The 21,727-nt window shown below is 73.4% G+C and carries 24 protein-coding genes and 1 pseudogene; 10 read left to right on the top strand and 15 right to left on the bottom strand.

Going from position 1 to position 21,727, the window contains the following annotated elements; all coding sequences use genetic code 11:
- The first annotated feature begins 144 nt into the window (after positions 1-144).
- Genes HCN08_RS07050 through HCN08_RS07040 form a run of 3 tightly spaced genes read left to right on the top strand, consistent with a single transcriptional unit; the run spans position 145 to position 2,751 of the window.
- Positions 145-1,557: a helix-turn-helix transcriptional regulator gene (locus HCN08_RS07050; protein WP_167981993.1), complete on the top strand. Its 1,413-nt coding sequence runs from the start codon at positions 145-147 to the stop codon at positions 1,555-1,557.
- A gap of 22 nt (positions 1,558-1,579) precedes the next feature.
- Positions 1,580-2,290: a RibD family protein gene (locus tag HCN08_RS36435; RefSeq protein ID WP_322974271.1), complete on the top strand. Its 711-nt coding sequence runs from the start codon at positions 1,580-1,582 to the stop codon at positions 2,288-2,290.
- Positions 2,287-2,751, top strand: coding sequence for a deaminase (locus tag HCN08_RS07040; RefSeq protein ID WP_167981992.1), 465 nt, complete (start codon positions 2,287-2,289; stop codon positions 2,749-2,751). The genes HCN08_RS36435 and HCN08_RS07040 overlap by 4 nt, the downstream gene beginning before the upstream one ends.
- A 114-nt stretch (positions 2,752-2,865) precedes the next feature.
- Here HCN08_RS07040 and HCN08_RS07035 read toward each other — a convergent pair whose 3' ends face one another.
- A complete protein-coding gene (locus HCN08_RS07035) occupies positions 2,866-3,126 on the bottom strand; it encodes a hypothetical protein (RefSeq protein WP_167981991.1) in 261 nt (86 codons plus the stop codon).
- 108 nt (positions 3,127-3,234) lie between these two features.
- Complete coding sequence (locus HCN08_RS07030; protein ID WP_167981990.1) at positions 3,235-3,888, bottom strand: class I SAM-dependent methyltransferase; 654 nt, start codon at positions 3,886-3,888, stop codon at positions 3,235-3,237.
- 202 nt (positions 3,889-4,090) lie between these two features.
- Here HCN08_RS07030 and HCN08_RS07025 point away from each other — a divergent pair, with 202 nt between their 5' ends.
- A complete protein-coding gene (locus HCN08_RS07025; RefSeq protein WP_167981989.1) occupies positions 4,091-4,501 on the top strand; it encodes a VOC family protein in 411 nt (136 codons plus the stop codon).
- A 14-nt stretch (positions 4,502-4,515) separates the two neighbouring features.
- Here the strand turns inward: HCN08_RS07025 and HCN08_RS07020 are convergent, their stop codons facing one another.
- Positions 4,516-5,136 (bottom strand): histidine phosphatase family protein, encoded by a 621-nt coding sequence (locus HCN08_RS07020; protein ID WP_167981988.1) that lies wholly within the window; start codon positions 5,134-5,136, stop codon positions 4,516-4,518.
- Positions 5,137-5,315: 179 nt separating this feature from the next.
- On the opposite strand from HCN08_RS07020, the gene HCN08_RS07015 reads away from it, so the two are divergent.
- Complete coding sequence (locus HCN08_RS07015) at positions 5,316-6,326, top strand: aldo/keto reductase (protein WP_167981987.1); 1,011 nt, start codon at positions 5,316-5,318, stop codon at positions 6,324-6,326.
- 410 nt (positions 6,327-6,736) lie between these two features.
- Complete coding sequence (locus tag HCN08_RS07010; RefSeq protein ID WP_167981986.1) at positions 6,737-7,369, top strand: LysE family translocator; 633 nt, start codon at positions 6,737-6,739, stop codon at positions 7,367-7,369.
- 49 nt (positions 7,370-7,418) lie between these two features.
- On the opposite strand, the gene HCN08_RS07005 is transcribed toward HCN08_RS07010, so the two are convergent.
- The gene (locus HCN08_RS07005; RefSeq protein WP_167981985.1) at positions 7,419-7,670 is read right to left on the bottom strand and encodes a DUF2277 family protein; all 252 of its coding nucleotides are present in this window, start codon (positions 7,668-7,670) and stop codon (positions 7,419-7,421) included.
- A gap of 405 nt (positions 7,671-8,075) precedes the next feature.
- On the opposite strand from HCN08_RS07005, the gene HCN08_RS07000 reads away from it, so the two are divergent.
- Both HCN08_RS07000 and HCN08_RS06995 read left to right on the top strand, forming a co-directional pair.
- Positions 8,076-8,924: a chitosanase gene (locus HCN08_RS07000; RefSeq protein ID WP_322974292.1), complete on the top strand. Its 849-nt coding sequence runs from the start codon at positions 8,076-8,078 to the stop codon at positions 8,922-8,924.
- Between the two features lie 193 nt (positions 8,925-9,117).
- Positions 9,118-9,540, top strand: a complete 423-nt coding sequence (locus HCN08_RS06995) for an RbsD/FucU domain-containing protein (protein WP_167981983.1) — start codon at positions 9,118-9,120, stop codon at positions 9,538-9,540.
- Positions 9,541-9,573: 33 nt separating this feature from the next.
- Here the strand turns inward: HCN08_RS06995 and HCN08_RS06990 are convergent, their stop codons facing one another.
- Both HCN08_RS06990 and HCN08_RS06985 read right to left on the bottom strand, forming a co-directional pair.
- The gene (locus HCN08_RS06990; RefSeq protein WP_167981982.1) at positions 9,574-9,978 is read right to left on the bottom strand and encodes a type II toxin-antitoxin system VapC family toxin; all 405 of its coding nucleotides are present in this window, start codon (positions 9,976-9,978) and stop codon (positions 9,574-9,576) included.
- On the bottom strand, positions 9,971-10,255 hold the full coding sequence (locus HCN08_RS06985) for a type II toxin-antitoxin system Phd/YefM family antitoxin (RefSeq protein WP_167981981.1): 285 nt from the start codon (positions 10,253-10,255) through the stop codon (positions 9,971-9,973). Before HCN08_RS06985 ends, HCN08_RS06990 begins: the two co-directional genes overlap by 8 nt.
- A gap of 55 nt (positions 10,256-10,310) precedes the next feature.
- Here HCN08_RS06985 and HCN08_RS06980 point away from each other — a divergent pair.
- Positions 10,311-11,792, top strand: a pseudogene (locus HCN08_RS06980) (hypothetical protein); the annotation flags it as partial.
- Here HCN08_RS06980 and HCN08_RS06975 read toward each other — a convergent pair.
- The 6 genes from HCN08_RS06975 to HCN08_RS06950 all read right to left on the bottom strand — a co-directional run bounded on the left by HCN08_RS06975 (position 11,774) and on the right by HCN08_RS06950 (position 18,657).
- Positions 11,774-13,405: a sensor histidine kinase gene (locus tag HCN08_RS06975; protein WP_322974270.1), complete on the bottom strand. Its 1,632-nt coding sequence runs from the start codon at positions 13,403-13,405 to the stop codon at positions 11,774-11,776. The pseudogene HCN08_RS06980 and the gene HCN08_RS06975 sit on opposite strands and share 19 nt — an antisense overlap.
- A gap of 1 nt (position 13,406) precedes the next feature.
- Entirely contained in the window at positions 13,407-14,144 is a 738-nt protein-coding gene (locus HCN08_RS06970; RefSeq protein WP_206318431.1) for a response regulator transcription factor, read from the bottom strand.
- A 94-nt stretch (positions 14,145-14,238) separates the two neighbouring features.
- Positions 14,239-15,075: a hypothetical protein gene (locus HCN08_RS06965; protein ID WP_167981978.1), complete on the bottom strand. Its 837-nt coding sequence runs from the start codon at positions 15,073-15,075 to the stop codon at positions 14,239-14,241.
- Between the two features lie 119 nt (positions 15,076-15,194).
- Positions 15,195-16,412, bottom strand: coding sequence for an ABC transporter permease (locus HCN08_RS06960; protein ID WP_167981977.1), 1,218 nt, complete (start codon positions 16,410-16,412; stop codon positions 15,195-15,197).
- A complete protein-coding gene (locus HCN08_RS06955) occupies positions 16,409-17,314 on the bottom strand; it encodes an ABC transporter ATP-binding protein (RefSeq protein ID WP_167981976.1) in 906 nt (301 codons plus the stop codon). Before HCN08_RS06955 ends, HCN08_RS06960 begins: the two co-directional genes overlap by 4 nt.
- Positions 17,311-18,657: an efflux RND transporter periplasmic adaptor subunit gene (locus tag HCN08_RS06950; RefSeq protein ID WP_167981975.1), complete on the bottom strand. Its 1,347-nt coding sequence runs from the start codon at positions 18,655-18,657 to the stop codon at positions 17,311-17,313. The genes HCN08_RS06955 and HCN08_RS06950 overlap by 4 nt, the downstream gene beginning before the upstream one ends.
- A 284-nt stretch (positions 18,658-18,941) precedes the next feature.
- Here HCN08_RS06950 and HCN08_RS34740 point away from each other — a divergent pair, with 284 nt between their 5' ends.
- Positions 18,942-19,583 carry a hypothetical protein gene (locus tag HCN08_RS34740; RefSeq protein ID WP_206318430.1) on the top strand — a complete coding sequence of 214 codons (642 nt, stop codon included), beginning with the start codon at positions 18,942-18,944 and terminating at the stop codon, positions 19,581-19,583.
- A gap of 297 nt (positions 19,584-19,880) precedes the next feature.
- Here HCN08_RS34740 and HCN08_RS06935 read toward each other — a convergent pair whose 3' ends face one another.
- The 3 genes from HCN08_RS06935 to HCN08_RS06925 form a co-directional block, all read right to left on the bottom strand.
- Positions 19,881-20,186 (bottom strand): MazG nucleotide pyrophosphohydrolase domain-containing protein, encoded by a 306-nt coding sequence (locus HCN08_RS06935; protein WP_167981972.1) that lies wholly within the window; start codon positions 20,184-20,186, stop codon positions 19,881-19,883.
- Positions 20,187-20,267: 81 nt separating this feature from the next.
- Entirely contained in the window at positions 20,268-20,768 is a 501-nt protein-coding gene (locus HCN08_RS06930) for a nucleoside/nucleotide kinase family protein (protein WP_167981971.1), read from the bottom strand.
- Positions 20,765-21,712 carry a nucleoside 2-deoxyribosyltransferase gene (locus HCN08_RS06925; RefSeq protein ID WP_167981970.1) on the bottom strand — a complete coding sequence of 316 codons (948 nt, stop codon included), beginning with the start codon at positions 21,710-21,712 and terminating at the stop codon, positions 20,765-20,767. The genes HCN08_RS06930 and HCN08_RS06925 overlap by 4 nt, the downstream gene beginning before the upstream one ends.
- Between the last annotated feature and the right edge of the window lie 15 nt (positions 21,713-21,727).

Below are 21,727 nucleotides of genomic sequence, written 5' to 3'. Positions count from 1 at the left end.
TAGCCCGTCAAGCGGACGGTGCGCCGGTCCGCATCGCCGTCCGCGTGGTCCGTATCGTCCGCGCCGTCCGCGTCTTCGCGTAGTCTGCGTAGTGCGCGCAGTCTCGATCCGCATCGACCGCCCCCGCCCACCGGAGGAGGCCATATGCCGCAGCCGCCCAAGCAGTTGGACCCCAGCCGCTCCGGTCGCCACTGGTTCGGCGCGGAGTTGCGCCACTGGCGCGTTCTGCGCGGGCTGTCGCAGGCGCAGTTGGGGGCGAGGGTGCACGTCAGCGGGGACCTGATCGGCAAGATCGAGAAGGCGGTACGCGCCTGCTCCGCCGAGCTGGCCCGGGCCCTGGACGAGGCGCTGGGCACCGGCGGCGTCCTGACCCGCGCGCTGGCCCGCGCGACGGCCGATGCGGACACCTCCCCCGCCGATGCGGACACCTCGCCGGTGCGGCCCTTCCCCGGCCCCGCGCGCCCCACCCCGGACGCCATCCTTACGGAGGACCCCCCGCCCCCCGCCCCGCTTCCCGGAGCGGAAACCCTGCGGGTGCCGTGCCGTACCGCCGAGGGAAGGATCATCTTCGTGACGATGCCCCCGTCGGGCTCCTGTCCGCCGCTGGCGCTCGTACCTCCGCCCGTTGTGCCGGCCGCGCCGTCTGTGCGGGACTTCCTCGCGGTGGACGGCCACCCCGCGGAGCGGCTGCGGGACCTGCGGCGCACGCTTGTGCGGTGCGACAACGTCCTCGGTGCCGGGCACGTCTACGACACCGCTCGCGACCATCTGCGGCTGATCGGCGGGCTGGTGCGACAGGGGACGGGTGCGGATCGCCGGACGCTGCTCCATGTGCAGGCGGAGTACGCCGAGTTGTGCGGGTGGTTGTGCCAGGACAGCGGTGACGAGCGGACGGCGCGCTTCTGGACCGACCGCGCCCTGGAGTGGTCGCACACCGCCGGGCAGCGTGAGGCGGTCGCGTATGTCATGGTGCGCAAGGCCCAACTCGCCGCCGACTGCGGTGATCCGGCGGACACCGCCGACCTCGCGGAGGCCACGCGTGAACTGGCCCCGCCCCGCAGCCGGTTCGCCGTCATGGGCGCGCTGTCCGCCGCGTACGCACACGCGTTGAACCGTGAAGCCGCCGTGTGCCACCGCACGTTCGACTCGGTGCTCGGCATGCTCGACCAGGTGGCCGACGACCCGCCCGCCCGGCGCGGCAACTGGCTGGACTCACCGCATGTACAGGCCCAGCGCGCACAGGCGCTGTCCCTGCTCGGCGAACACGAGTCGGCCTCGGACGGCTTCGACCGGGCCCTGCGCACGCTGCCGTCCACGTACCGCCGCGACCGCGGCTACATCCTCTCCCAGCGCGCGCTGGCCCACTTGCGGGCCGACGAGCCGGAACGGGCCGCCCTCGCCGGGCTCCAGGCCCTGCCGATCGCCTCGGCCACCGGTTCCGGGCGCACCTTCCGCGCCCTGGCGGCCCTCGACGGCCTCCTTCCGGCGGGCAGCGCCCAGCCCCAAGTCCGCGAGTACCGCACGGCGTTCGACGCGTCCGTGCTCCACGAGGCGTGACCGCGCCCGGCCACCGGGGCTCGTGCGGGCCCGCCCTCCGGATCCGAGGCAGGCGTCCCCCGCGTGCGGGCCACCGCGCACGCCCCAAGGCCGGACGCCGTCGAGCCGCCACCCCAGGCAGAAGGCGCCCCCGGCGGTCAGGCCGCCGTCGACGCCCCCGCGGCACCGGACTCCGCCGGGCCGGACCCGGTCGGGTAGGGCCACGCTTTCCGCAGCAACCCCCACGGCGACCGGACCCCGAGCGGACCGGCGCGGGCGAGCCGGTGTACCCCGCAGAGAAACGAGAGGCAGCGGTGACCTCAGCCGCGACCTCAAGTTCTGGCACTACGGCAACGGCAAGGTCGTCTACACCACGGACCTTGCGGCGCGGAAAGTGCGCGAAGCCCTCGACGGCCTCGCGGACGTCGTGAGCACCGGGCCGGTCGCCGTCGACTTCGGGGTGATGCTCGACGACCTCGCCGGGCGGGGCGTGCGGCAGCTCATGGTGGAGGGCGGCGGCACGATCCACACGCAGTTCCTCGCGCAGGGCCTCGCGGACGAGGTCCACCTGGCCGTCGCGCCGCTGCTGGTCGGCCAGCCCGGGGCGCCGCGCTTCCTCGGCGCCGCGGACTTCCCCGGCGGGTCGACGAACCGCCTGACCCTCCTCGGCACCCGCACCATCGGCGACGTCGTGCTGCTCCGTTACGCGCCCAAGCCGCGCGCCGCCTCTCCCGTAGAGGAGCCCGCGCGATGACGTACGACACCGCGGCGACCGACCGCGCGTGGATGACGCAGGCCATCGAGCTCTCCCGCGCGTGCCCGCCGGTCGCGAACCGCTTCAACGTCGGCGCGGTCATCGTCGCCGCCGACGGTACGCAGCTCAGCTCCGGCTACAGCCGCGAGGGCGGCGACCCGGCCGTCCACGCCGAAGAGTCCGCCCTCGCCAAGGTCCCGCCCGGCGACCCGCGCCTGCGCACCGCCACCCTCTACAGCACCCTCGAACCCTGCTCGGAGCGCAGCTCCCACCCCGTCCCCTGCGCAACCCTCGTCATCGCCGCCCGCATCCCCCGCGTCGTCATCGCCTGGCGCGAGCCCAGCCTCCTGGTCGCCGACTGCCAGGGCGTCGAGCAGATGACCGCGGCCGGCATCGAGGTCACCGAACTCCCGGACCTGGCGGAGGCAGCCCGCGCGGTCAACGCGCACATGCGTGGCTAGCCGGGACGAACTCGCCGCCGCGCTCAGCGCGAGCGGTGCGCTGACGCCCGGCTGGCTGCCCGCCTACGAGGCCAGAGCGGTGGCGGGCCCAGGACCGGCCCGGCTTCGGCCGCTTCAGCGGCGTGCCCTGCGCCAGAAGATGATTGCGCGGACCGTCATGACCACGAAGAGCAGCGCGCAGACTCCGGAGAGTATGTCGAGGCCCCACTGGTGGTCGGTGATGGAGTCCGACGCCCACCAGGCCAGCAGGCCGGAGGCGATGAGGAAGAGGGGGGCCATCGTCGCGGCGAAGCGGACGCGGGGGTCGCGGGTGGGGGACGGTGCGGGGCGGCGTTGGTGCTCGGTGTCCGCCGGGCGCTTGTGCAGTGTGGTCACGGCAGCCTCCCTCAGGCGTCGGACGGTGCCGGACAAACCGGTACCAAAGGCATGACCTTCTGATTACCCGCACGGGGCCGCGCAAACCGGGGCGACGGCCCCTGCCGGTCAGGTGCGGCGGGCCAGGAGGTGGACCTCGCGGAACTGGCGGCGGTCGGCGGGCTGGGGCTCGCGGGTGGCGCGGGCGGTTTCGGGGAGGCCGGCGGCGTGGAGGAGGGCGGCGAGGTGGTCGGGGGACCAGCGGTAGGCGGTGGTCACCGCGTGGTCGAAGGGCTGCGGCGGGTCGGCCGGGGCGTCGGTGGACCAGAAGGCGAGCAGGAGCGGGGCGCCGGGGGCCAGGACGCGGTGGAACTCGGCCAGGATCGCCGGGAGTCCGGGCGGCGGGGTGTGGATGAGGGACCAGCGGGCGAGGATGCCGGCCAGCGCGCCCGCCGGGAAGTCGAGCGCGGCCATCGAGCCGACATAGAAGCGGAGGGCCGGGTACGTACGGCGGGCCAGGCCGATCATCGCCGGGGACGCGTCGACGCCGAAGGCCGCGAGGCCCAGGTCGTGGAGGTGCGCGGTGACGTGCCCGGGGCCGCAGCCCAGGTCGGCGACCCGGCCGTCCGCCCCGCCGGTCCGTACCTCCTGCGCGAAGACGTCCAGCATCGCCCGGTCCAGCGGCCGGTCACGCAGGGCGTCACGGAACAGCTCGGCGTACGCGGGCGCGGCGGCGTCGTACGCCTCGCGGGTGATCCGGAGGGCGGCGTCGGGTGAGGGCATGGGACGGGACCGTACGCGCTCGGTCCGGGGCGAGGCGAGCCCCCCGGCACCGGGAGGGACGAGCCCGCCCCCGCGACGGGCCGGCCCCTGCGTCCCGCGGCGGGCGAGCCCCCGCATCCGCGGACCTAAGCCGTGCGCCCGATGCCGCGCCCCGCGCGTGCTCCGTAAGCTGCGGAGACCATACGGTGAGGGAGGTACGACCATGGCCGCCGACGCCGCCGCGCACATCCGGCTGGCCCGGCCCTCGCGGGACCTGCGGGCCGCCGAGCGCTTCTGGGTCCAAGGGCTCGGGCTCGACGTGCAGTTCCGGCACGAGGCGGACGGCACGCCAGGGGACGGCTCGCTGCTCATGGTGGGATGGCCCGGGGCCGCCTGGCATCTGGAGCTCGTGCACGATCCGGGCGCGCCCGTCGAACCCCGCCCCACTGTCGAGGACTTGCTCGTCCTCTACCTCGACGGCCCCGTCCCCGACGAGCTGCTCGCGCGCCTTGAGCAGCACGGCGGCACCCGGGTGCCCGCGCACAACCCGTACTGGGACACCTGGGGCGTCACCGTCCAGGACCCCGACGGCTACCTGCTCGTCCTCTCCACCCGGGAGTGGGCCAACACCTAGCGCCCGGGCGGGAGTCAGACGCGCGAGTCCGCCGGGAAGCCCGTCCAGCGCAGCTCGTCCGGCAGGTGGCGCATGTCGTTCGTGACGAGCACGCACGCCGGGCGCTCGGGTGCGTAACGGATCACCGTCACCGCCGCGTTGCCGTAATTCAGGCCGAGCCAGCGCCACTTGGGAGCGTGCATGGCGTCGCGGACCAGCCAGGCGACCAGGAAGTTGTGCGTCACGACGACCTCGTGGCGGTCGTCGCTGCCGCGCACCGGGCCGGTGAACAACTCCAGTGCCCGGTCGGCGAGTTCGGGGCCGCGCCCGCGTTCGCCCGGTGTGCCGCCGGCGAGGAAGCGGAGCGGGAAGTCGGCCCAGCCGGCGGGGAGTTCGTCCCGCGCGGGGACGTACGGCACGTAATCACCGGCGGCTTCCGACACGTTGAGCGGTACGTCCACGGCCTCGGCGACCAGCCGCGCGGTCTGCTCGGCTCGCGGCAACGGGCCGTGGTGGACGGCGTCGAGCGGCACGTCACGCAGCCGCTCGCCGAGCAGCGCGGCCTGCCGGCGGCCCGCCTCCGTCAGCCGGTCCTCGTCGCGTGAAGCTTCGGCGTGCCGGACGAGGTACAGATAACGGGTGGCCCACTCGGTCAAGTCACGCTCCCTTACGCGCACGACGGCAACGCCGCTGTGCGGGGAGAGACGAGGGGCGGGGCGGCGCGGTTCCACGGCACAACGGTTCCGCTCACGATCCGCCACTGGCGCTTGGCACAACCGGCGCGCCGGGCCGGGCTCTTGCCATCGAGTGTGCTCCAAGGTGTTGTGTGGGCCGCATGAGATACACGCAGCTGGGCCGGACCGGCCTCACCGTGGGACGCCTGGTGCTCGGCACGATGAACTTCGGCTCCGAGACGGACGAGGAGACCGCGCACGCCATCATGGACACCGCCCTGGACGCGGGCGTCAACTTCTTCGACACCGCCAACATCTACGGGCGGGACGAGCACAAGGGCCTCACCGAGGAGATCCTCGGGCACTGGTTCGCCAAGGGCGGCGGGCGCCGCGACAAGGTCGTGCTCGCGACCAAGCTGTACGGCAACATGACGAACGACGGCACGCCGTGGAGTCGGTCGTCGTGGCCCAACCACGACAAGCTCTCCGCGCTGAACATCCGCCGCGAGGTGGAGGCGAGCTTGCGGCGGCTCGGCACGGACCACATCGACGTCTACCAGTTCCACCACATCGACCGGGCGACGCCCTGGGACGAGATCTGGCAGGCGATGGACGTCCTGGTCGCGCACGGCAAGATCCTCTACGCCGGGTCCAGCAACTTCGCCGGGTGGCACATCGCGCAGGCCAACGAGGCGGCGGCGCGGCGCGGTTCGCTCGGGCTGGTGAGCGAGCAGTGCTTCTACAACCTGGCGCAGCGGACCGCCGAGATGGACGTCATCCCGGCGGCGCAGGCGTACGGCCTGGGCGTCATCCCGTGGTCGCCCCTCAACCAGGGGCTGCTCGGCGGCGCCCTGCGCAAGGAGCGCGAGGGCGGCGGCTCGCGCACGTCGGTGGGCCGCTCGGCGGCGGGCCTCGCGGACCCGGCCGTACGGGAGCGGGTGCGGCGCTACGAGGAGCTGTGCGGCAAGCGCGGCGTCGAACCGGGCGAGGTCGCCCTGGCGTGGCTGCTCACCCGCCCCGGCGTGACCGGCCCGATCGTCGGCCCCCGCACCCCGGCACACCTCACCTCCGCGCTCAGCGCACTCGAACTCGACCTGGACGCGAACTTCCTGGCGGAGCTGGACGAGGTCTTCCCGGGCCCGGGCCCCTCACCGGAGGCCTTCGCCTGGTAGCCCCACCCCGCACCCCGGGGCTTAGCCGGCCGGTCCAGGCGGTGCGCCCCGGGGCCTACCCGGCCGGTGACCGGCGAGTTCGAAAGACCTGGCCATAGAGGGTCAACGCCATATCGTTGAAGCCGGCCCCGCTGAAGCACATGAGCTCGTGTGGGTCGTGTCGCAGCGTCCTGCCTAGGTGACGAGGCCATATGTAGAAGTACGCTTACATAAAACGTAGTCCCCCTCTCCAGCGGGCGCCGCACACACTCGCGGGTGGCATGCTCCGCCCCTCCGCCCGGCCAGTGGCTCCTGCGCACGATGCTGCCGGAGGCGGCGGCCGAGGCGTACGGCGGTGTCGGCGGCCGGTGCTGTTTGCCCGGGGGGAAAACCGCGGGACCCGGCGCGTACCCGGGTCGTACCGTGGGCCCATGCTGCGCACCCTGTTGCCCTTCCTCGGCGCCTGCACGCTCATCGCCGCCTCGCCCGGGCCGAGCACCATGCTGATCATCCGGCAGTCGTTGCGCAGCCGGCGGGCCGGCTTCCTCACCGTGCTCGGCAACGAATCCGGCGTCTTCGTGTGGGGGACGGTCGCCGCCTTCGGGCTCACCGCGCTGCTCGCCGCGTCGGAGGTCGCGTACGACGTCATGCGGGTCGTCGGCGCGATCACCCTCATCGGCTTCGGCGTCAAGACGCTGCTCGACGCGCGGCGCGGTGCGGGGGAGGAGGAGCGGGGCGCGGCGGGCGGGCAGGACAAGGCGCCGCGGGCGGGCTGGGCCTCGTACCGCTCGGGGCTGCTGCTCAACCTGGCCAATCCGAAGGCCGCGGTCTTCGCGATGTCCTTCCTGCCGCAGTTCGTGCCCGCGGGCGCGCCGCACCTGCCGACGATGGTCGGCCTCGCCGCGCTGTGGGCCGCCTTCGAGGTCGGCTACTACGGCCTCTACGTCTACTTCGTCGGCCGGCTCCAGCACGTCATCTCGCGCGCGGCCGTCCGCCGCCGCCTGGAGCAGATATCGGGCGGCGTGCTGTTGCTGCTCGGGGCGCGGATGGCGCTGGAAAGCTGAGGTTTCGGCGGCGAGGGTTACGGGCCGGGGGGAGGCGCGGGGCCCGCGGTCAGTTCGCCGCGGGAGCGGAGGGAGCGGCGGGAGTCGAGCTCGCCGTACCGCGTATCTTCAGGTCGGCCAGCAGCGCACCGGTCGCGGACGCCACCGCGTCCACCGCGGCGTCGAACGCCTCGCGGTTGTGGGCCGCGGGGGCGCGGAAGCCGGAGATCTTGCGGACGTACTGGAGCGCTGCCGCGCGGATGTCCTCGTCGTGGACCTCGGGCGTCATCGGGGGGCGCAGGGTCTTGATGCTTCGGCACATGTCTCCAGTGTGCCGCGCAGGTCCGACAACGCGACGACCTCCGCCGCCCCCGGGGCCGCGCCCCGCCCGAGGTCACACCCGACCCCGCGCCCCCGCCCGAGGTCCCGCCCGACCCGCGCCCCCGCCGGGCCCCGCCCACCACACCCGGCCCAACCAATGCGCTCCAGCCTCTTGGCCCGCAGCCGCCCCGGTGCTTCAATGCTCTCCATCGGTCATTGGTTAGGAACCTTTCCTAACCAGCCCGACCAGTACGCCTGCACCACCGCCCTGAGGCCGCCCCACCGCGCCTGGACGCGGACGCGACCGGAAACGGAGACGCACGTGCACGAGTCCCCCCACACCCCGTCCCCTCACACCGCCTCCCCCCACGCCACCCCCCGCCCCACCGCCCGGCGGCGGCGGCGTATCGCGCTGCTCGCGGCGGTCGGCCTGCTGGCCGGCGGCGGTACGTCGCTCGCCCTCGCCGGCACCGGCGCCGCGGCCACCCCGCAACACCAGCACCAGCACCAGCACGCGGTGACGCCCGCCACGGCCGGCGCCGGGCTCGCCGACCCGCACAAGAAGGAGATGGCGATGGAGCTGGTCTCCTCCGCCGAGAACTCCACCCTCGACTGGAAGTCCCAGTACAAGTACATTGAGGACATCGGCGACGGCCGCGGCTACACCGCCGGCATCATCGGCTTCTGCTCCGGCACCGGCGACATGCTGGAGCTGGTCCAGCACTACACCGACCTGGAGCCGGGCAACGGCCTGGCCAAGTACCTCCCCGCACTGGAGGACGTCAACGGCTCCGACTCGCACGCCGGCCTCGGCTCGGCCTTCGTCAGCGCGTGGAAGACGGCGGCGAAGGACCCGGTGTTCCAGCAGGCGCAGAACGACGAGCGCGACGACGTCTACTTCGACCCGGCCGTCAACCAGGCGAAGTCCGACGGCCTCGGCACGCTCGGGCAGTTCATCTACTACGACGCCATCGTGATGCACGGCCCCGGCAACGACCCCGTGAGCTTCGGCGGCATCCGCAAGACCGCGATGAAGAAGGCCAAGACCCCGGCGCAGGGCGGCAACGAGACCACCTACCTCAACGCCTTCCTCGACGCGCGCAAGGCGGCGATGAAGACGGAGGACGCGCACGACGACACCAGCCGCGTCGACACCGAGCAGCGCCCGTTCCTCCAGGCCGGCAACCTCAACCTCGACCCGCCGCTGCACTGGAAGACGTACGGCGACCCGTACCAGATCCTGACCCTGCCGTAGCCCGCCGGCTCCCTGCCCACGGAGCCCCCCGTACCCCCTCAGCCGCGGCCCGGACGCACCCGCCATCCTGCGTCCGGGCCGCCTGCGATACGCGCCCGGCCCTGGACGTGAAGCCCCCGGCTCCGTACGCTCCCCAAAGGCCACACCAAAGGTCCGACGTATCACCGCCCGCACCCGGCAAGGAAGCCACCCGATGCTGCGCTACCAGCTGACCCACCCGACGATTCTGTCCGCCCTGGCGTCAGCGGGCCACGGCTCGCGGGTCCTGATCAGTGACGGCCACTACCCCCACACCACCGGCGCGAACCCCGCCGCCGAACGCGTCTACCTCAACCTCACCCCCGACCGCCTCCTGGTCACCGAGGTCCTCGACGCGCTCGTCACCGCGGTCCCGATCGAGTCCGCCACCGTCATGACCCCACCCCCCGGCACCCCCGAACCCGAAATCTTCCCCGCCTTCCGCGCCGCCCTCCCCCACATCCCCCACCTCGACACCCTCGACCGCCCCTCCTTCTACGCCGCCGCCCGCCTCCCCGACACCGCCCTCGTCATCGCCACCGCCGACCGCCGCACCTACGCCAACCTCCTCCTCACCCTGGGCGTCCGCCCGGACTGAGCGCCCGGCGTCGGCCGGCGTGGCCGCGGGAGTTCAGATCGCCACGACGGTGACGGCGTCCTCCAGGCCCTTGAAGTCGTCGGCGTTGCGCGTGAAGAGGGGGAGCCCGCGAACCGACGCGATGGCCGCGATCATCAGATCTATCCTGCGCGGGCGGGGGTTGCGACCGGCGGCGAGAGTGAGCGTGACGAGGGTCCCGTAGCGCGCCGCCGCGTCGCCGTCGAAGGGCAGGGCCTCGAACTCCGCCACGGCCGCGCCGAGCGTCTCCATGCGCGTGGCTCGAACCGCGGGATCCTTCGCCATGACAACACCCTGCTGGAGCTCGGCCAAAGTGACGGCCGTCAACTCGGGGACGACCGGCAGCGCCGAGGGGGCGAGAAGAGCCAGGTCGATGTAGACGCACGTGTCGAGAACGCCTGTCGGGTGACGCTCAGCCACGGCTACGCTCCCAGGGGTCGTCCTGGTCGTCGCCCACTCGCTCGGCAGACCCGAAGAATTCTTCGGCCTCCTGCCGCATGAGCGCGTAGTCGACGCGCGGCAGTCGGCGGTGGCGCTCCACCAGTTCCTCGGCGGTCAACCGCCGCCGCCTGGCCAGCGGGCGCAGCTCGGCGACCTCGGTCCCGTTCCGGGTGATGTGGTAGGTCTCACCCGCCTCGACCGCGTCCATGACGGCTGCGGAGTTGTTGCGGAACTCGCGCTGAGTGATCGTCTTCATACCCCCCAGTGTAGCCCGCCGTGTCTCATGGGGCTACGGGTAGGCCGAGGACGCGGACGAGGCCCAGGACGCGGCGGCGCAGGCCTCGGCCGACAAGCCTGCCGAGCGGCGGCCCGAGGGACTTCCGGCGGCGGCCGTGGCCGTCACGCCCGCGCCCGACGTGGCCGCGGCTCTCGCCGCCGGTGGGGCGCAGGGCGCGCCGAAGCGGACACGTACCGCGCGGAAGAAGGTCACGCTGCCCGCCGTCGCCCGTAAATCGCTCGCGGAGAACGACTCCTGGCGGCAGGCCCGGCTCTTCCCGTGCGGTGCGCTCAAGAGCGACCGGGAGCGGGAGATGCGGGCGACGTCCGTGCTGCTCGCCGTCATGGCGCAGGTGCCGGAGTACGGGCGGCGGCTCACCGCCGGGTTCGGGGCGCCGGCGGGGCGGATGGAGACCTACACCGAGGTGTCGCTCCCGCACGGCGACACCCCGCGGCGGCCGGACGGCGTCATCCGGGTGGAGCGCGCGGGCAAGTTGTGGACGGCGCTCGTCGAGACGAAGACCAACGGCAATCCGCTGCGCGCCGCCCAGGTGCAGGACTACATGGACATAGCGGCCCGGCGCGGCTACGAGGCGGTGATCACCGTCTCCAACGACGTGGCGCTGGACGGCACCCCGCCCGTGGACGTGAAGATCGACGGCCGCCGCAAGCACAAGGTGGCGCTGTGGCACCTGTCCTGGGCGGAGGCCGCGCACCAGGCGCAGATGCTCATCCGGCACGAAGGCGTGGGGAACGCCGCGCACGCCTGGCTGCTGCAGGAGCTGCTGCACTACCTCCAGCACGACAACTCCGGCTGCCACGGCTTCCAGAACATGGGCCCGGCGTGGGTGCCGGTCCGCAAGGGCATCGACGAGGAGACGCTGTGCGAGGGCGACCCGCGCGCGGTCGAGGTCGTGGCCAGCTGGGAGCGGCTGATCCGGCAGGTGTGCCTGCGGCTCGGTGGTGAGCTGGGGCAGAAGGTGCTGCCCGTGCAGCGGGTCAGGCGTGGCACGGACCCGCAGTCGCGGCGGGTGGCGCAGGCCGACCAGTTGTGCCGGGAGGGGCGGCTGCTGGCGGAGCTGCGCATCCAGGACGTGCCCGGCGTGCTCGCGCTCACCGCGGATCTGCGTACCGGGCGGCTGCGGACGTCCATCGAGGTGGCGGCCCCGGAGCAGGGGCAGCCGCTGACGTGGGTGAAGCGGCTGATGCGGCAGCTCGCCGACGCCCCGGCCGACATCCACGTCGAGACGCTGACCGACGGGCAGGGCAGCGGGCCGCGCGGCACGCTGGAGAAGCTGCGCCCCGAGCCCGCCGACCTGCTGCCGCGCGACGGTGCGCGGATCACCGGCTTCCGGCTGTCGCTGTTCAAGGGCATGGGCGCGACCAGGGGCAGCGCCGAGTCGGGCTTCATCCGCAGCGTCGACGAGGCGGTGGACCGCTTCCACGGCAGCGTCGTGGTCGCGCTGGAGCGGCGGATTCCCGCGCCGCGTAAGGCGGTTCAGCCCGTCGGGCGGTGACCCGGGGGTGCGAGGGGGAGGCGGATGCGGAAGGTGGCGCCCTTGCCGGGGGAGGTGTCGAGTTCCACGTGGCCGGCGTGGGCGGTGATCAGGGCGGCGGCGATGGAGAGGCCGAGGCCGGCGCCGCCGCCGGTGGTGCGGGTGCGGGAGGCGTCGGTGCGGTAGAAGCGCTCGAAGACCCGGGCGGCCTGGGCCGCGGTGAGGCCGGGGCCGCAGTCGGCGACTTCGAGGATGCCGTGGGCGTCGTGCGTGCCGACGCCGATCCGGACCGGGGTGCCGGGCGGGGTGTGGGCGACGGCGTTGCCGACGAGGTTGGCGACGACCTGGCGCAGCCGGGCCTCGTCGCCGAGGACCGGGGCCGCGGTGGGCGGGCCGTCACCGGCCGGGCCGGTGAGGGTGACGGTACGGGTCGGGTCGAGGGCCGTCGTGTCGTGCAGGGCGTCCACCGCGAGGGTGCGCAGGTCCATCGGCGCGAGCTGGACCGGGCGCAGCTCCTCGGAGCGCACCAGGGTGAGCAGGTCCTCGACGAGGCCGCCGAGGCGTACGGCCTCGCTCTCGATACGGGCCATGGTCCGCTTGACGTCCGCCTCGTCGGGCAGCGCGCCCATCCGGTAGAGCTCGGCGAAGCCGCGGATGCCGGCGAGCGGGGTGCGCAGCTCATGGCTGGCGTCGGCCACGAAGCGCCGCATCTGCTCCTCGGACTCCGCCCGGGCGGCGAACGCCGACTCGATCTGCGCGAGCATGCCGTTGAGGGCCGAGGCGAGCCGGCCGGCCTCGGTGTGCGGGGAGGCGGCCGGCATGCGGTGCGACAGCGGGCGCCCCTCGGCTATCTCCACCGCCGTCGCCTCGATCTGCCGCAACGGCCGCAGCCCCGCCCGTACGGCGAACCAGCCCGCCACGCCGAGCAGCGCCGCGACGACCGCGCCGATCAGCCAGAAGGCGGTGCTGAGCCGGGAGGTGGTGGACGACACGTCGTCCAGCGACGCCGCCACGACGACGCCGGCCGGCAGCGGATGCCCCTGCGCCGCGGCAGCAGCAGCGGAGGTCGGGGCGCCGGAGGCGGAGGCGGACGGCACCGGCACGATGAGGGCGCGCCAGCGCCCCCCGCCGTGGTCGCTTGCGACGTCGAAGGGCGTGCCGAGCTGCCGGGCGAGCCCGGCCGCGTCGAGGTCCGGCCACAGGGGGCGCGGGTCGCCGGCCGCGACGGGCAGCCGGAACTGCTCCGAGATCCGGCCGTCGGCCGAGGCGAACGCGACGACGAACTGGCTCGGCAGCCAGGGCCGGTTCCCCGGCCGGATCGTCCGCGGCGCCGGGATGCCCTCCGTCCCGAGCCGCTGCGCGAGCGGGCCCCCGTACCGCTCCAGCTGCTGGTCCACCCGCTGCACGAGCTGGCTGCGCACCGATCCGAGGACGACGGTGTCGCTGACGGCGAGCCCGAGCAGCACCAGCACGAGGCACAGCAGCACGAGCCGCGACCGCAACGACAGCGCGGAGGGCCGGAATTCCCGCAGGGGCCGCAGGCGCGCGCGGCCGGTCGGCGGCGCCACGCCCCGGCTGCCGCGCCGGGCGGCCCGGGCCAGGACGCTGCGGGTCCGGAAGGGGACGCCGGGCACGTCAGTGCTGGGGCTGGGTGGGGCGGCGCAGGACGTAGCCGACGCCGCGGACGGTGTGGATGAGCTTGGGCGCGCCGCCCGCGCCGGAGTCGACCTTGCGGCGCACATAGGAGATGTAGGACTCGACGATGCTGAGGTCGCCGCCGAAGTCGTACGCCCACACGTGGTCGAGGATCTGCAGCTTGGACACGACCCGGTCGGCGTTGGCCATCAGATACGCCAGCAGCTTGAACTCGGTCGGGGACAGGGACACCGGGCGGCCGGCCCGGACGACCTGGTGGCCGACCGTGTCGAGCTCCAGGTCGCCCGCGACGAGGCGGCCGTCGTCGGTCGGTCCGCCGGTACGGCGCAGGATCGCCCGGATGCGGGCGATGAGCTCTTCGAGGCTGAACGGCTTGGTGACGTAGTCGTCGCCGCCCGCGGTCAGGCCGCTGATCTTGTCCTCGACGCCGTCCTTCGCCGTGAGGAAGAGCACGGGGATGTGGTCGTCGCCGGCCGGGCGGCCGTGCGGGCCGGTGTCCTGGCGCAGCCGGCGCACGACGGCGAAGCCGTCCATGTCGGGCAGCATCACGTCGAGCACGACCAGGTCGGGCCGCTCCCGGGCGACCGCGGCCAGCGCCTCCGCGCCGCTCGCGGCGGAGGCGACCCGGAAGCCGACGAACCGCAGCGACGCCGACAGCAGTTCCCGGATGTTGGGCTCGTCGTCGACCACCAGCAGGCTGGCCTCGGGCGTGTCCATCAGGCGACCTCCCGGTCCGGTCATGCGGTCGTACGGCGCCGCGACCCGCTGTCGGCCGCGCCACCGTACGCCCTGGAGCTGTGAGCGGGGCGGATCAGTTGCCGCCGCCCGCGCCCGTACCGCCGCCCGCCGTACCGCCCGCGCCCCCGAAGCCGCCAAAGCCCCCGCCCCCGAACGACGGCGTCGTGCCGCCCTCCGTCACGGTGCTCGCCGCGACGTTCCCGGCGGAGTCCTTCGCGCCGCGGATGGTGACCGTCTGGCCGGGCTTGAGGTCGGCGACCTTGCCGTCCTTGGACTCCGTGACCTTCGTGGAGCCGCTGGTGGTGACCTTGACGGTGTTGCCCTGCGCGTCGGTGAGGTAGATCGTGTCGCCGTCGACGAGCTTGACGGTGCCGAAGGTCAGCCCCGCGGCCCCCGCACCCGCCCCGGCACCCGCGCCCGTACCCCCCGCCGCACCGCCGCCGGCCGCGCCCGCGGCCCCCGCCCCCGTGCCCGTACCGCCGAAGCCGAAACCGCGCCCCGCGCCCGTACCCGTCCCCGTACCGCCCCCCGCCGCACCGCCCCGGCCGCTCGCCAGCGAGGCGAAGGGATTGCGCGACGACGAGTCGTTGAGGTGGTGCTTCTCGACGAGCACCCCGCCGGTGAAAGCCGCCGCCGCCACGACCCCCGCCGACAGCAGCAGCGTCAGCCACGGCAGCTTGCGGCGCGGCGGCGCGGCCAGCTCCGCGGAGATGTCCCGGGCGTCCGGCGGCTCGGCCAGGACGTCCTCCGGGCTGGGCCCGGGCCGCCCCGCGGGGCCGCCCTCGATCACCTCCGCCCCGCGCCGGGTCACGACGCCGGTGCCCTGCTCGGGGACGAGCGGCAGCAACTCCGTGGTGGGGTCCTCCACGGGGACCAGCTCCTTGACGGGCTCGGAACGGCGTCGCGCCATCTCGGCCTCTCCCTCTTGTCTCTTCCCTCGCGCCCGGCCCCGTTGCCGGGCGGCCCGGGCCTGAAGCCGTAACTGAAGTCATGCCTGGGGCTTGCCTGGTAAAGCCTGGTTCGGTGACGTCACTCGTGCCGCAGCGCCTCGATGGGCCGCAGGCTCGCCGCCCGGTTGGCGGGGTAGCCGCCGAAGAACAGCCCGATGGCCACGGCGACGGCGAACGCGCCCCACACCGACTCCGGGATGACCACCGGCTTGATGCCGACGATCCGGAAGTGCGAGCCGATGAGCCCGGCGACCACGCCGAGCCCGCCGCCGATGAGCGACAGCAGCGTCGACTCGGCCAGGAACTGCCCGAGGATGACGCCGCGCGGCGCGCCGATCGCCTTGCGGATGCCGATCTCCCGGGTCCGCTCGGTCACCGTCACCAGCATGATGTTGGTGATGCCGATCCCGCCGACCAGCAGCGAGATCGCCGCGACCGCGCCGAGCAGCACCGTGAAGGTCTTGTTGGTGTCGGACTGCGTGCTCAGCAGCGATTCCTGGCTGCTGACCCGGAAGTCCAGCGCGCTGGGGTCCTTCAGGCCGTGCGTGCCCATCAGGACGGTGGTGATCTCGTTCTGCGCCGGGGTGGTGGCGTCCGCGGACGTCGCCTCGACGAGGATCTGGCTGATCGAGCCGAAGCCGGTGAAGGCGTTCTGCACGGTCGGCAGCGGTGCGACGACCGTGTCGTCCGGGTCCTGGAAGCCGGTGCCGCCCTTGGTGGCGAGCACCCCGACGACGGTGAACGGCGTGCCGCCGATGTCGATCTTCTTGCCGACCGGGCTCACCGTCCCGAACAGGTCGGTCGCGGTCGTGGAGCCGATCACGGCGACCTTGCGGGAGTTGAGCACGTCGTCGGCGGAGAAGTAGTCGCCCTTGTCGACCTTGCTGTTGGACGCCTCGAAATACGCCGGGTACGTGCCGACGACCTGCCCCACGGTGTGCGACGTGCCGTCGTAGATCGCGGTCTGCGAGGTCGTGACCTCGGGCGCGACCGACTTCACGTGCGGCGCGGACGAGGGGTCGGCGAGCGCCCGGGCGTCGTCCACGGTCAGCGGCTTCGTGCTGGTCGAGGACGCGCCGCGTCCGCCGCCGAAGCCGCCGCCGGAGGAGATCGTCAGCGAGTTCGTGCCGAGCTTCTCGATGGAGTCCTTGACGGACTGGGACGAGCCGTTGCCGACCGCCAGCAGGATGATGACGGCGGCGACGCCGATGAGCACGCCCAGCATGGTGAGCGCCGAGCGCACCTTGTTGGCGGCCAGGCCGCCGACCGCGAAGCGCAGCGTCTCGAAGGGGTTCACAGCGCGCCTCCGGTGAGTGCCTGGGGGGCGGCGGCCCGGAAGAGCGCGGGGTCGCGCAGCGCGGGCGGCGGGCCGTCGACCGGCGCCTGCCGTACGTCGCTGACGACCTGCCCGTCCACCAGCCGTACGACGCGCTTGGCGTGCCGGGCGACCTCGTCCTCGTGGGTGATCAGGACGACGGTGCGCCCGGACGCGTTGAGCCGGTCCACGATCGAGAGCACTTCCTCCGTGCTGTGGCTGTCCAGGTTGCCGGTCGGCTCGTCGGCGAGCAGCATCGCCGGCGCGGTGACCAGCGCGCGGGCCACGGCGACGCGCTGCTGCTGGCCGCCGGACAGCTCGTTGGGCCGGTGGTCCACCCGGTCGGCCAGGCCCACCAGTTCCAGCGCGGCCAGTGCGCGCCGCCGCCGCTCGGCGGACTTCACGCCCGCGTACGCGAGCGGCAGTTCGACCTGGGCGAGCGCGGGGGTGCGCGGCACGAGGTTGAAGGACTGGAAGACGAAGCCGATCTTGCGGTTGCGCACCAGGGAGAGCTGGTGCTCGTCGAGACCGCCGACGTCGATGCCGTCGAGCAGGTAGCGGCCGGAGGTCGGCACGTCCAGGCAGCCCAGGATGTTCATGAGGGTGGACTTGCCGGAGCCGGAGCTGCCCATCACCGCGATGAGGTCGCCCTGCTCGACCAGCAGGTCCACGCCGGGTGACGCGCCGGTGAGCGGGTCGGGCGGGCCGCCGAGGGCGCGTACGGTCGCGTCGCCGTGGCCGTACGTCTTCAGCAGCGCGCGCACCTCGATGACGGGGGGCGGGCCCCAGGGGCCCTCCTCCGCTTCCGGGGCCGGCCCGTCGGCCCTGCGGTGGGCGCCGGTGCGTCCGCGCAGAGCGTCCAGGCGGCCGAGGCCCAGCCTCATCGGCCACCGCCCGCGCCGCCGAAGCCGCGGAAGGTCCCGCCGCCGGCGCCGCCGGCCGCGCCGAGCCGGCCCGCACCGCCGCCGAAGCCGCCGGGGAAGGCGCCGCTGGGGAAGCCGTTGCTGCCGGACGAGGCGACCGTGGGGATCTGCACCCGCTGGCCCTCGCTCAGGCCGCTGGTGATCTGGTCGGTGGAGTCGCCCTCGATGCCGACGGTGACGGGCGTACGGGTCGTGGAGCCGTCGGCGTTGACGACCAGCACGGAGCGGTTGGTGCCGGTGCCGGTGACCGCGGCGGTCGGGACGCTCAGCGCGTCGCTCGCCGAGGCCGTGGTGACCTGGATGCTGGCGCTCAGGCCCGTGCGCAGGTTCGAGGTGTCGCTGGTGATCTGGAGCGTCGCCGGGTACTGGACGGCGCCGCTGGACGAGCCGCCGCCGGAGCCCGAGCCGCTGCTCGCGGGGAGCGAGCTGATGCTCAGCACCTTGGCGTCCAGGACGGTGCCGGACTCGGCGTTGAGGGTCACCGTGGCGGACTGGCCGGCCTTGATCTTCAGCGAGTCGGCCTCGGAGAAGTTCGCGGTGACCTGCATGCCGGCCGGGTTGGTGAGCACGATGAAGCCGCTGAGGGAGCCGGTGGAGCTGCCACTCGAACCCGAGCCGGAGCCGCCGGCGCTGCCACTGCCACTACCGCTGCCGCCCGAGCCGTTGCCGCCGGTGCCGGAGACCGTGTCGCCCTTCTTGCCGGCGACGGAGGCGACCGTACCGGCGACCGGGGCCTTGAGCGTCGTGCCGTCGACCGCGCGCTGGGCGGCGTCCACGGCGTTCTGCGCCTGCGTGACCTGGGCCTGCGCCTGCGCGAGCTGGGCGGCGTCCACGGTCGGGGTCGGGGAGGGGGTGGGCGAGGACTGCCCGCGGCCGTTCCCGGAGTCGGAGTTGCCGGAGGAGGCGGGGAGCTCGCCGGCCTCGACCTTCGTCAGGTTGGCCTCCGCCGCGTCGAGCGTGGCCTCGTCCTGCTGGAGCGTGGCCTTCGCGTCCGTCGCGTCGACCTTGGCCAGCACCTGGCCCTTCTTGACCTTGTCGCCCGGCTTGACGTCCACCGCGGTGAGCGTGCCGCCGGTGGTGAAGTCCAGGCCCGCGTCGCTCGGCGAGGCGAGCGTGCCGGAGCCGGACACCGTGGCGAGGACGGTGCCCTTGGCCACGGTCGCGACGCGCGCGGTGCCGCTGCCGGTGGACTTGGCGCCGTCGTCGTGGACGGCGGCGTAGGCGCCGCCGGCGCCCGCGAGGACGACCACGCCGAGCACCGAGTTGATCAGGGCGGCCCTGCGCCGCCGTGGGAGCACCTTCATGCCCGCATCCTGGCGGGCCACTCCTTTGAAGCCCTGAGAGCAGTCTGGGAGTTCTCTGGGACCGCGAAAGGGTTTTTTACGGTGCGACGCCGCATTACGGGCGCGGGTGTGCCGGGTTCGGGCGGTAGGGGGCGGTCTGTTCCCCGGGAACTCACAGGCGGCGTCCGGGCGGCGCCTACGTGGGTGCGGTTCAGTCATGGGCTGCCGCCCTGCGCTGGTACGCCTTTCCCCGCGCGCACGCGTGGGGCGGCTCATCGCTTCCGCCTTCCGAGGAGACCACGGCCATGACCCGGATCCCCACCACCGCCCTGCGGGCCGGCGCGTCCGTCGCCGTCATCGCCTCCGGGGCGCTGCTGCTCGCGGCGTGCTCCTCCGGGGGCTCGGGCCCGTCCGACGCGAAGGCGTCCTCGGCGCCCTCCTCGTCGGCCTCCGCCTCGGCCTCGGCCTCCGGCGGTGCGCAGGACATGGCCGCGTACCGGGACTGCCTGTCGCAGCACGGCGTGAAGCTTCCGAGCTTCTCGCAGGGCGCGGGGCGCCCCTCAGGCCGGCCCTCCGGCCGCCCGTCCGGCCGGCCCTCGGGCCGCCCCGGCGGCGGTGGCGGCTTCGGCGGGGGCTTCCCCGGCTTCGGCGGCGCGTCGGCGGACCCGGCGACGCAGAAGGCGCTGGACGCGTGCGCGTCGCTTCGGCCTCAGTTCAACCGCGGGGGCGCGGGGGGCGGCGGGGCCGACGCGAGTGCCTTCCAGGCGTTCACGAGTTGCCTCAAGGACCACGGGGTGACCCTCCCGACGGGCTCCCCGTCCCCCGACTCCACATCCACCGCCCGCCGCGGCTTCGGCGGCCTCAACACCTCGGACCCGAAGATCGCTTCGGCGTACAACACATGCAAGGCCCTCCTCCCCCAGCGCCCCACCCCCTCCACAACCTGACCCCCGCACACGCCGCCCTCCAGCCCCCCGGGCTGCCCCGCCCTGCCCTCGCGGGACCATCCGCCGGTCCATGGCTTGCGGCGCCACTCCCCACGAGCTTCACCCGGGTACCCCCTGGCGCGTTGCCCCGCAGCGCAAGAACCAGGCAAGCGTCTTTCAACGGAACTTGATCAAGTCCTGGGCCGCCAGGCAGGGGCCCGACTGCACGATCAAGTGATGTCTTGACCTGTCACGCGTCCCTGCACCAATTCCCGTCACATCCGTCAGTGCCCGGCCGGGAGTTGCAAGCAGAGCGGTCTAGCCTTCGCCAACCCGGATCGGCACCCCGTGCTCGTTGCGGTCGTAGACGCGGCGGGAATTCTTGTCGATCTTGTGGGCCACCTCGTCGCCGAGGTCGATGCCGTTCATCTCGGCGAGGGCCACGAGGTAGAGGAAGACGTCGGCGAGCTCCTCGCCGAAGTCGGGCAGGCCCTTGCGCCACGCGGTGAAGGCTTCGCCGATCTCGGCGGTCAGGAGGCCGAACTCTAGAGGCACATCGGTGGTGTTGAAGCCCTTGGCGGTCTTGTTCTCCCAGGCGAGCTTCTGGGCGGACCGGATGTCCATGGCTCCTCCGACGGCGCGGCAGCAGGTGCGGTCGCAGCCTAGCGAGGTGAAGAACGCGTCCGAGAAGAGGGGGAGGGAAGTTCACTCTGTAGAGGGGACGTCCAGCGTGCTGGTGTTGATCGTCAGCACAGGTGCATAGTCCGCCAGGGTCTCGAAGACGCGCCGGTATGCCGTGATCAGAGCCGTGACCTCGTCAAGGCTGATGGCTTCGCCATCGCGGGTGAGGAGCCGTTGGCGGACGACGGCCGGCGGGGCGGTGAGGTGGACGAGCAGGCCGTCGCGGGCGATGACGGTTTCGGCGAGGTCGATGGCCTCGCTCCATGTGATGCGGGAGCGGCCCCGGTTGAGGGGGCCGTAGACCAGTTCGCTGAGGAAGCAGCGGTCGAACAGGAGGTGGCCCTCCTGGGCCAGGATCGCTCGGTACCGGCCGGCGAGGTCGAGGTGGTCGGGGGTTCGTGGGGAGTGCACCACCGTGAAGCCATGGTCGACGGACAGGCGTCGGGCCAGGGTGGTCTTCCCGACGCCGTCGCACCCTTCGAGGACCAGGGTCCGGTGGCCTGCGACGATCTGTTCGACGCTCATGCCGACAGCCAGGCGGTGACGGCCTCCGGAGTGTCGAGCCGGGCCTGCACGGCGTACTGGATCATGAGGTTCCGCCAGTTCGGCTCACGCCCGACGGCGTGGGTGAAGCCGGTTCGGCAGGCGTAGGCGGCAGTGGGCGTGCCGGAGGCGCATGCGGCGCCGATGAGCAGTGCGCCACCAGGTGGGGTTTCCGGTCCGGAGACGTCGACAAGGAGGCGCCTCGTGCCGACAGCGGCCGTCAGGTCGGCCAGCGCAGCCGAGAGAGGGTCGGGCGCGGTAAAGCGCTGCGGCCCGACGATGCGGTACCCGACTGAGACGCACGCCTGGACGAGGTGATCGACACCCCGACGACCGTACGGGGAGGGCTCGACGTACACCGTCCCTCCAGCGGGTGGGCGAGGTTCGTGTCGGGCAGGCGCCGGCAGTTCGAGCAGAGCCTCGACGGCAGTGTCGAGTGCGGATGCCGCTTGTACGAGGTTGCGCTCGCGGAAAGCGGTGAAGCGTGAGGCCGTACCCAACTCCGACGCCGTGGTCGGCGGCCCGAGGCGGGGCAGTCGGATGACGCGAGTCGCCGCCGCCTCGATCAGCGGATCGGGGAATTCGAGCCGCGGACCGTCCGCCGTCAGCGAGTACGTCTGGAAGTCCGTCGTCAGTACGACGACCGGCACGCCGCACGCCCAGGCGTACCCGATCTCCATGCAGACGCCGTCGTCCAGGCTCGGACCGTGCAGGATGGCCACCATCGCGTCGATCCGACGCAGGCGTTCACGGTCCAGCTCGAAGAGACGTCGTCCCTTGACGTCGGCGACCAGTTGTTCCTCGTCGGTGTCGCAGAACGGCAGGAAGACGCGGTTCGGGCCGACCTTGTCGGCCAGGCGCTTGGCGAGGTCGGCGGCCAAAGCGCGGTCGTGCGCGGCGAAAAGTCGGTGAGCGATGTAGTACACCGGGTGCTCCCAACG

It is taken from the genome of Actinacidiphila epipremni (genome assembly GCF_012034175.1).
GTDB lineage: Bacteria > Actinomycetota > Actinomycetes > Streptomycetales > Streptomycetaceae > Actinacidiphila > Actinacidiphila epipremni.
This window is presented reverse-complemented; position numbering and strand designations above follow the sequence as displayed.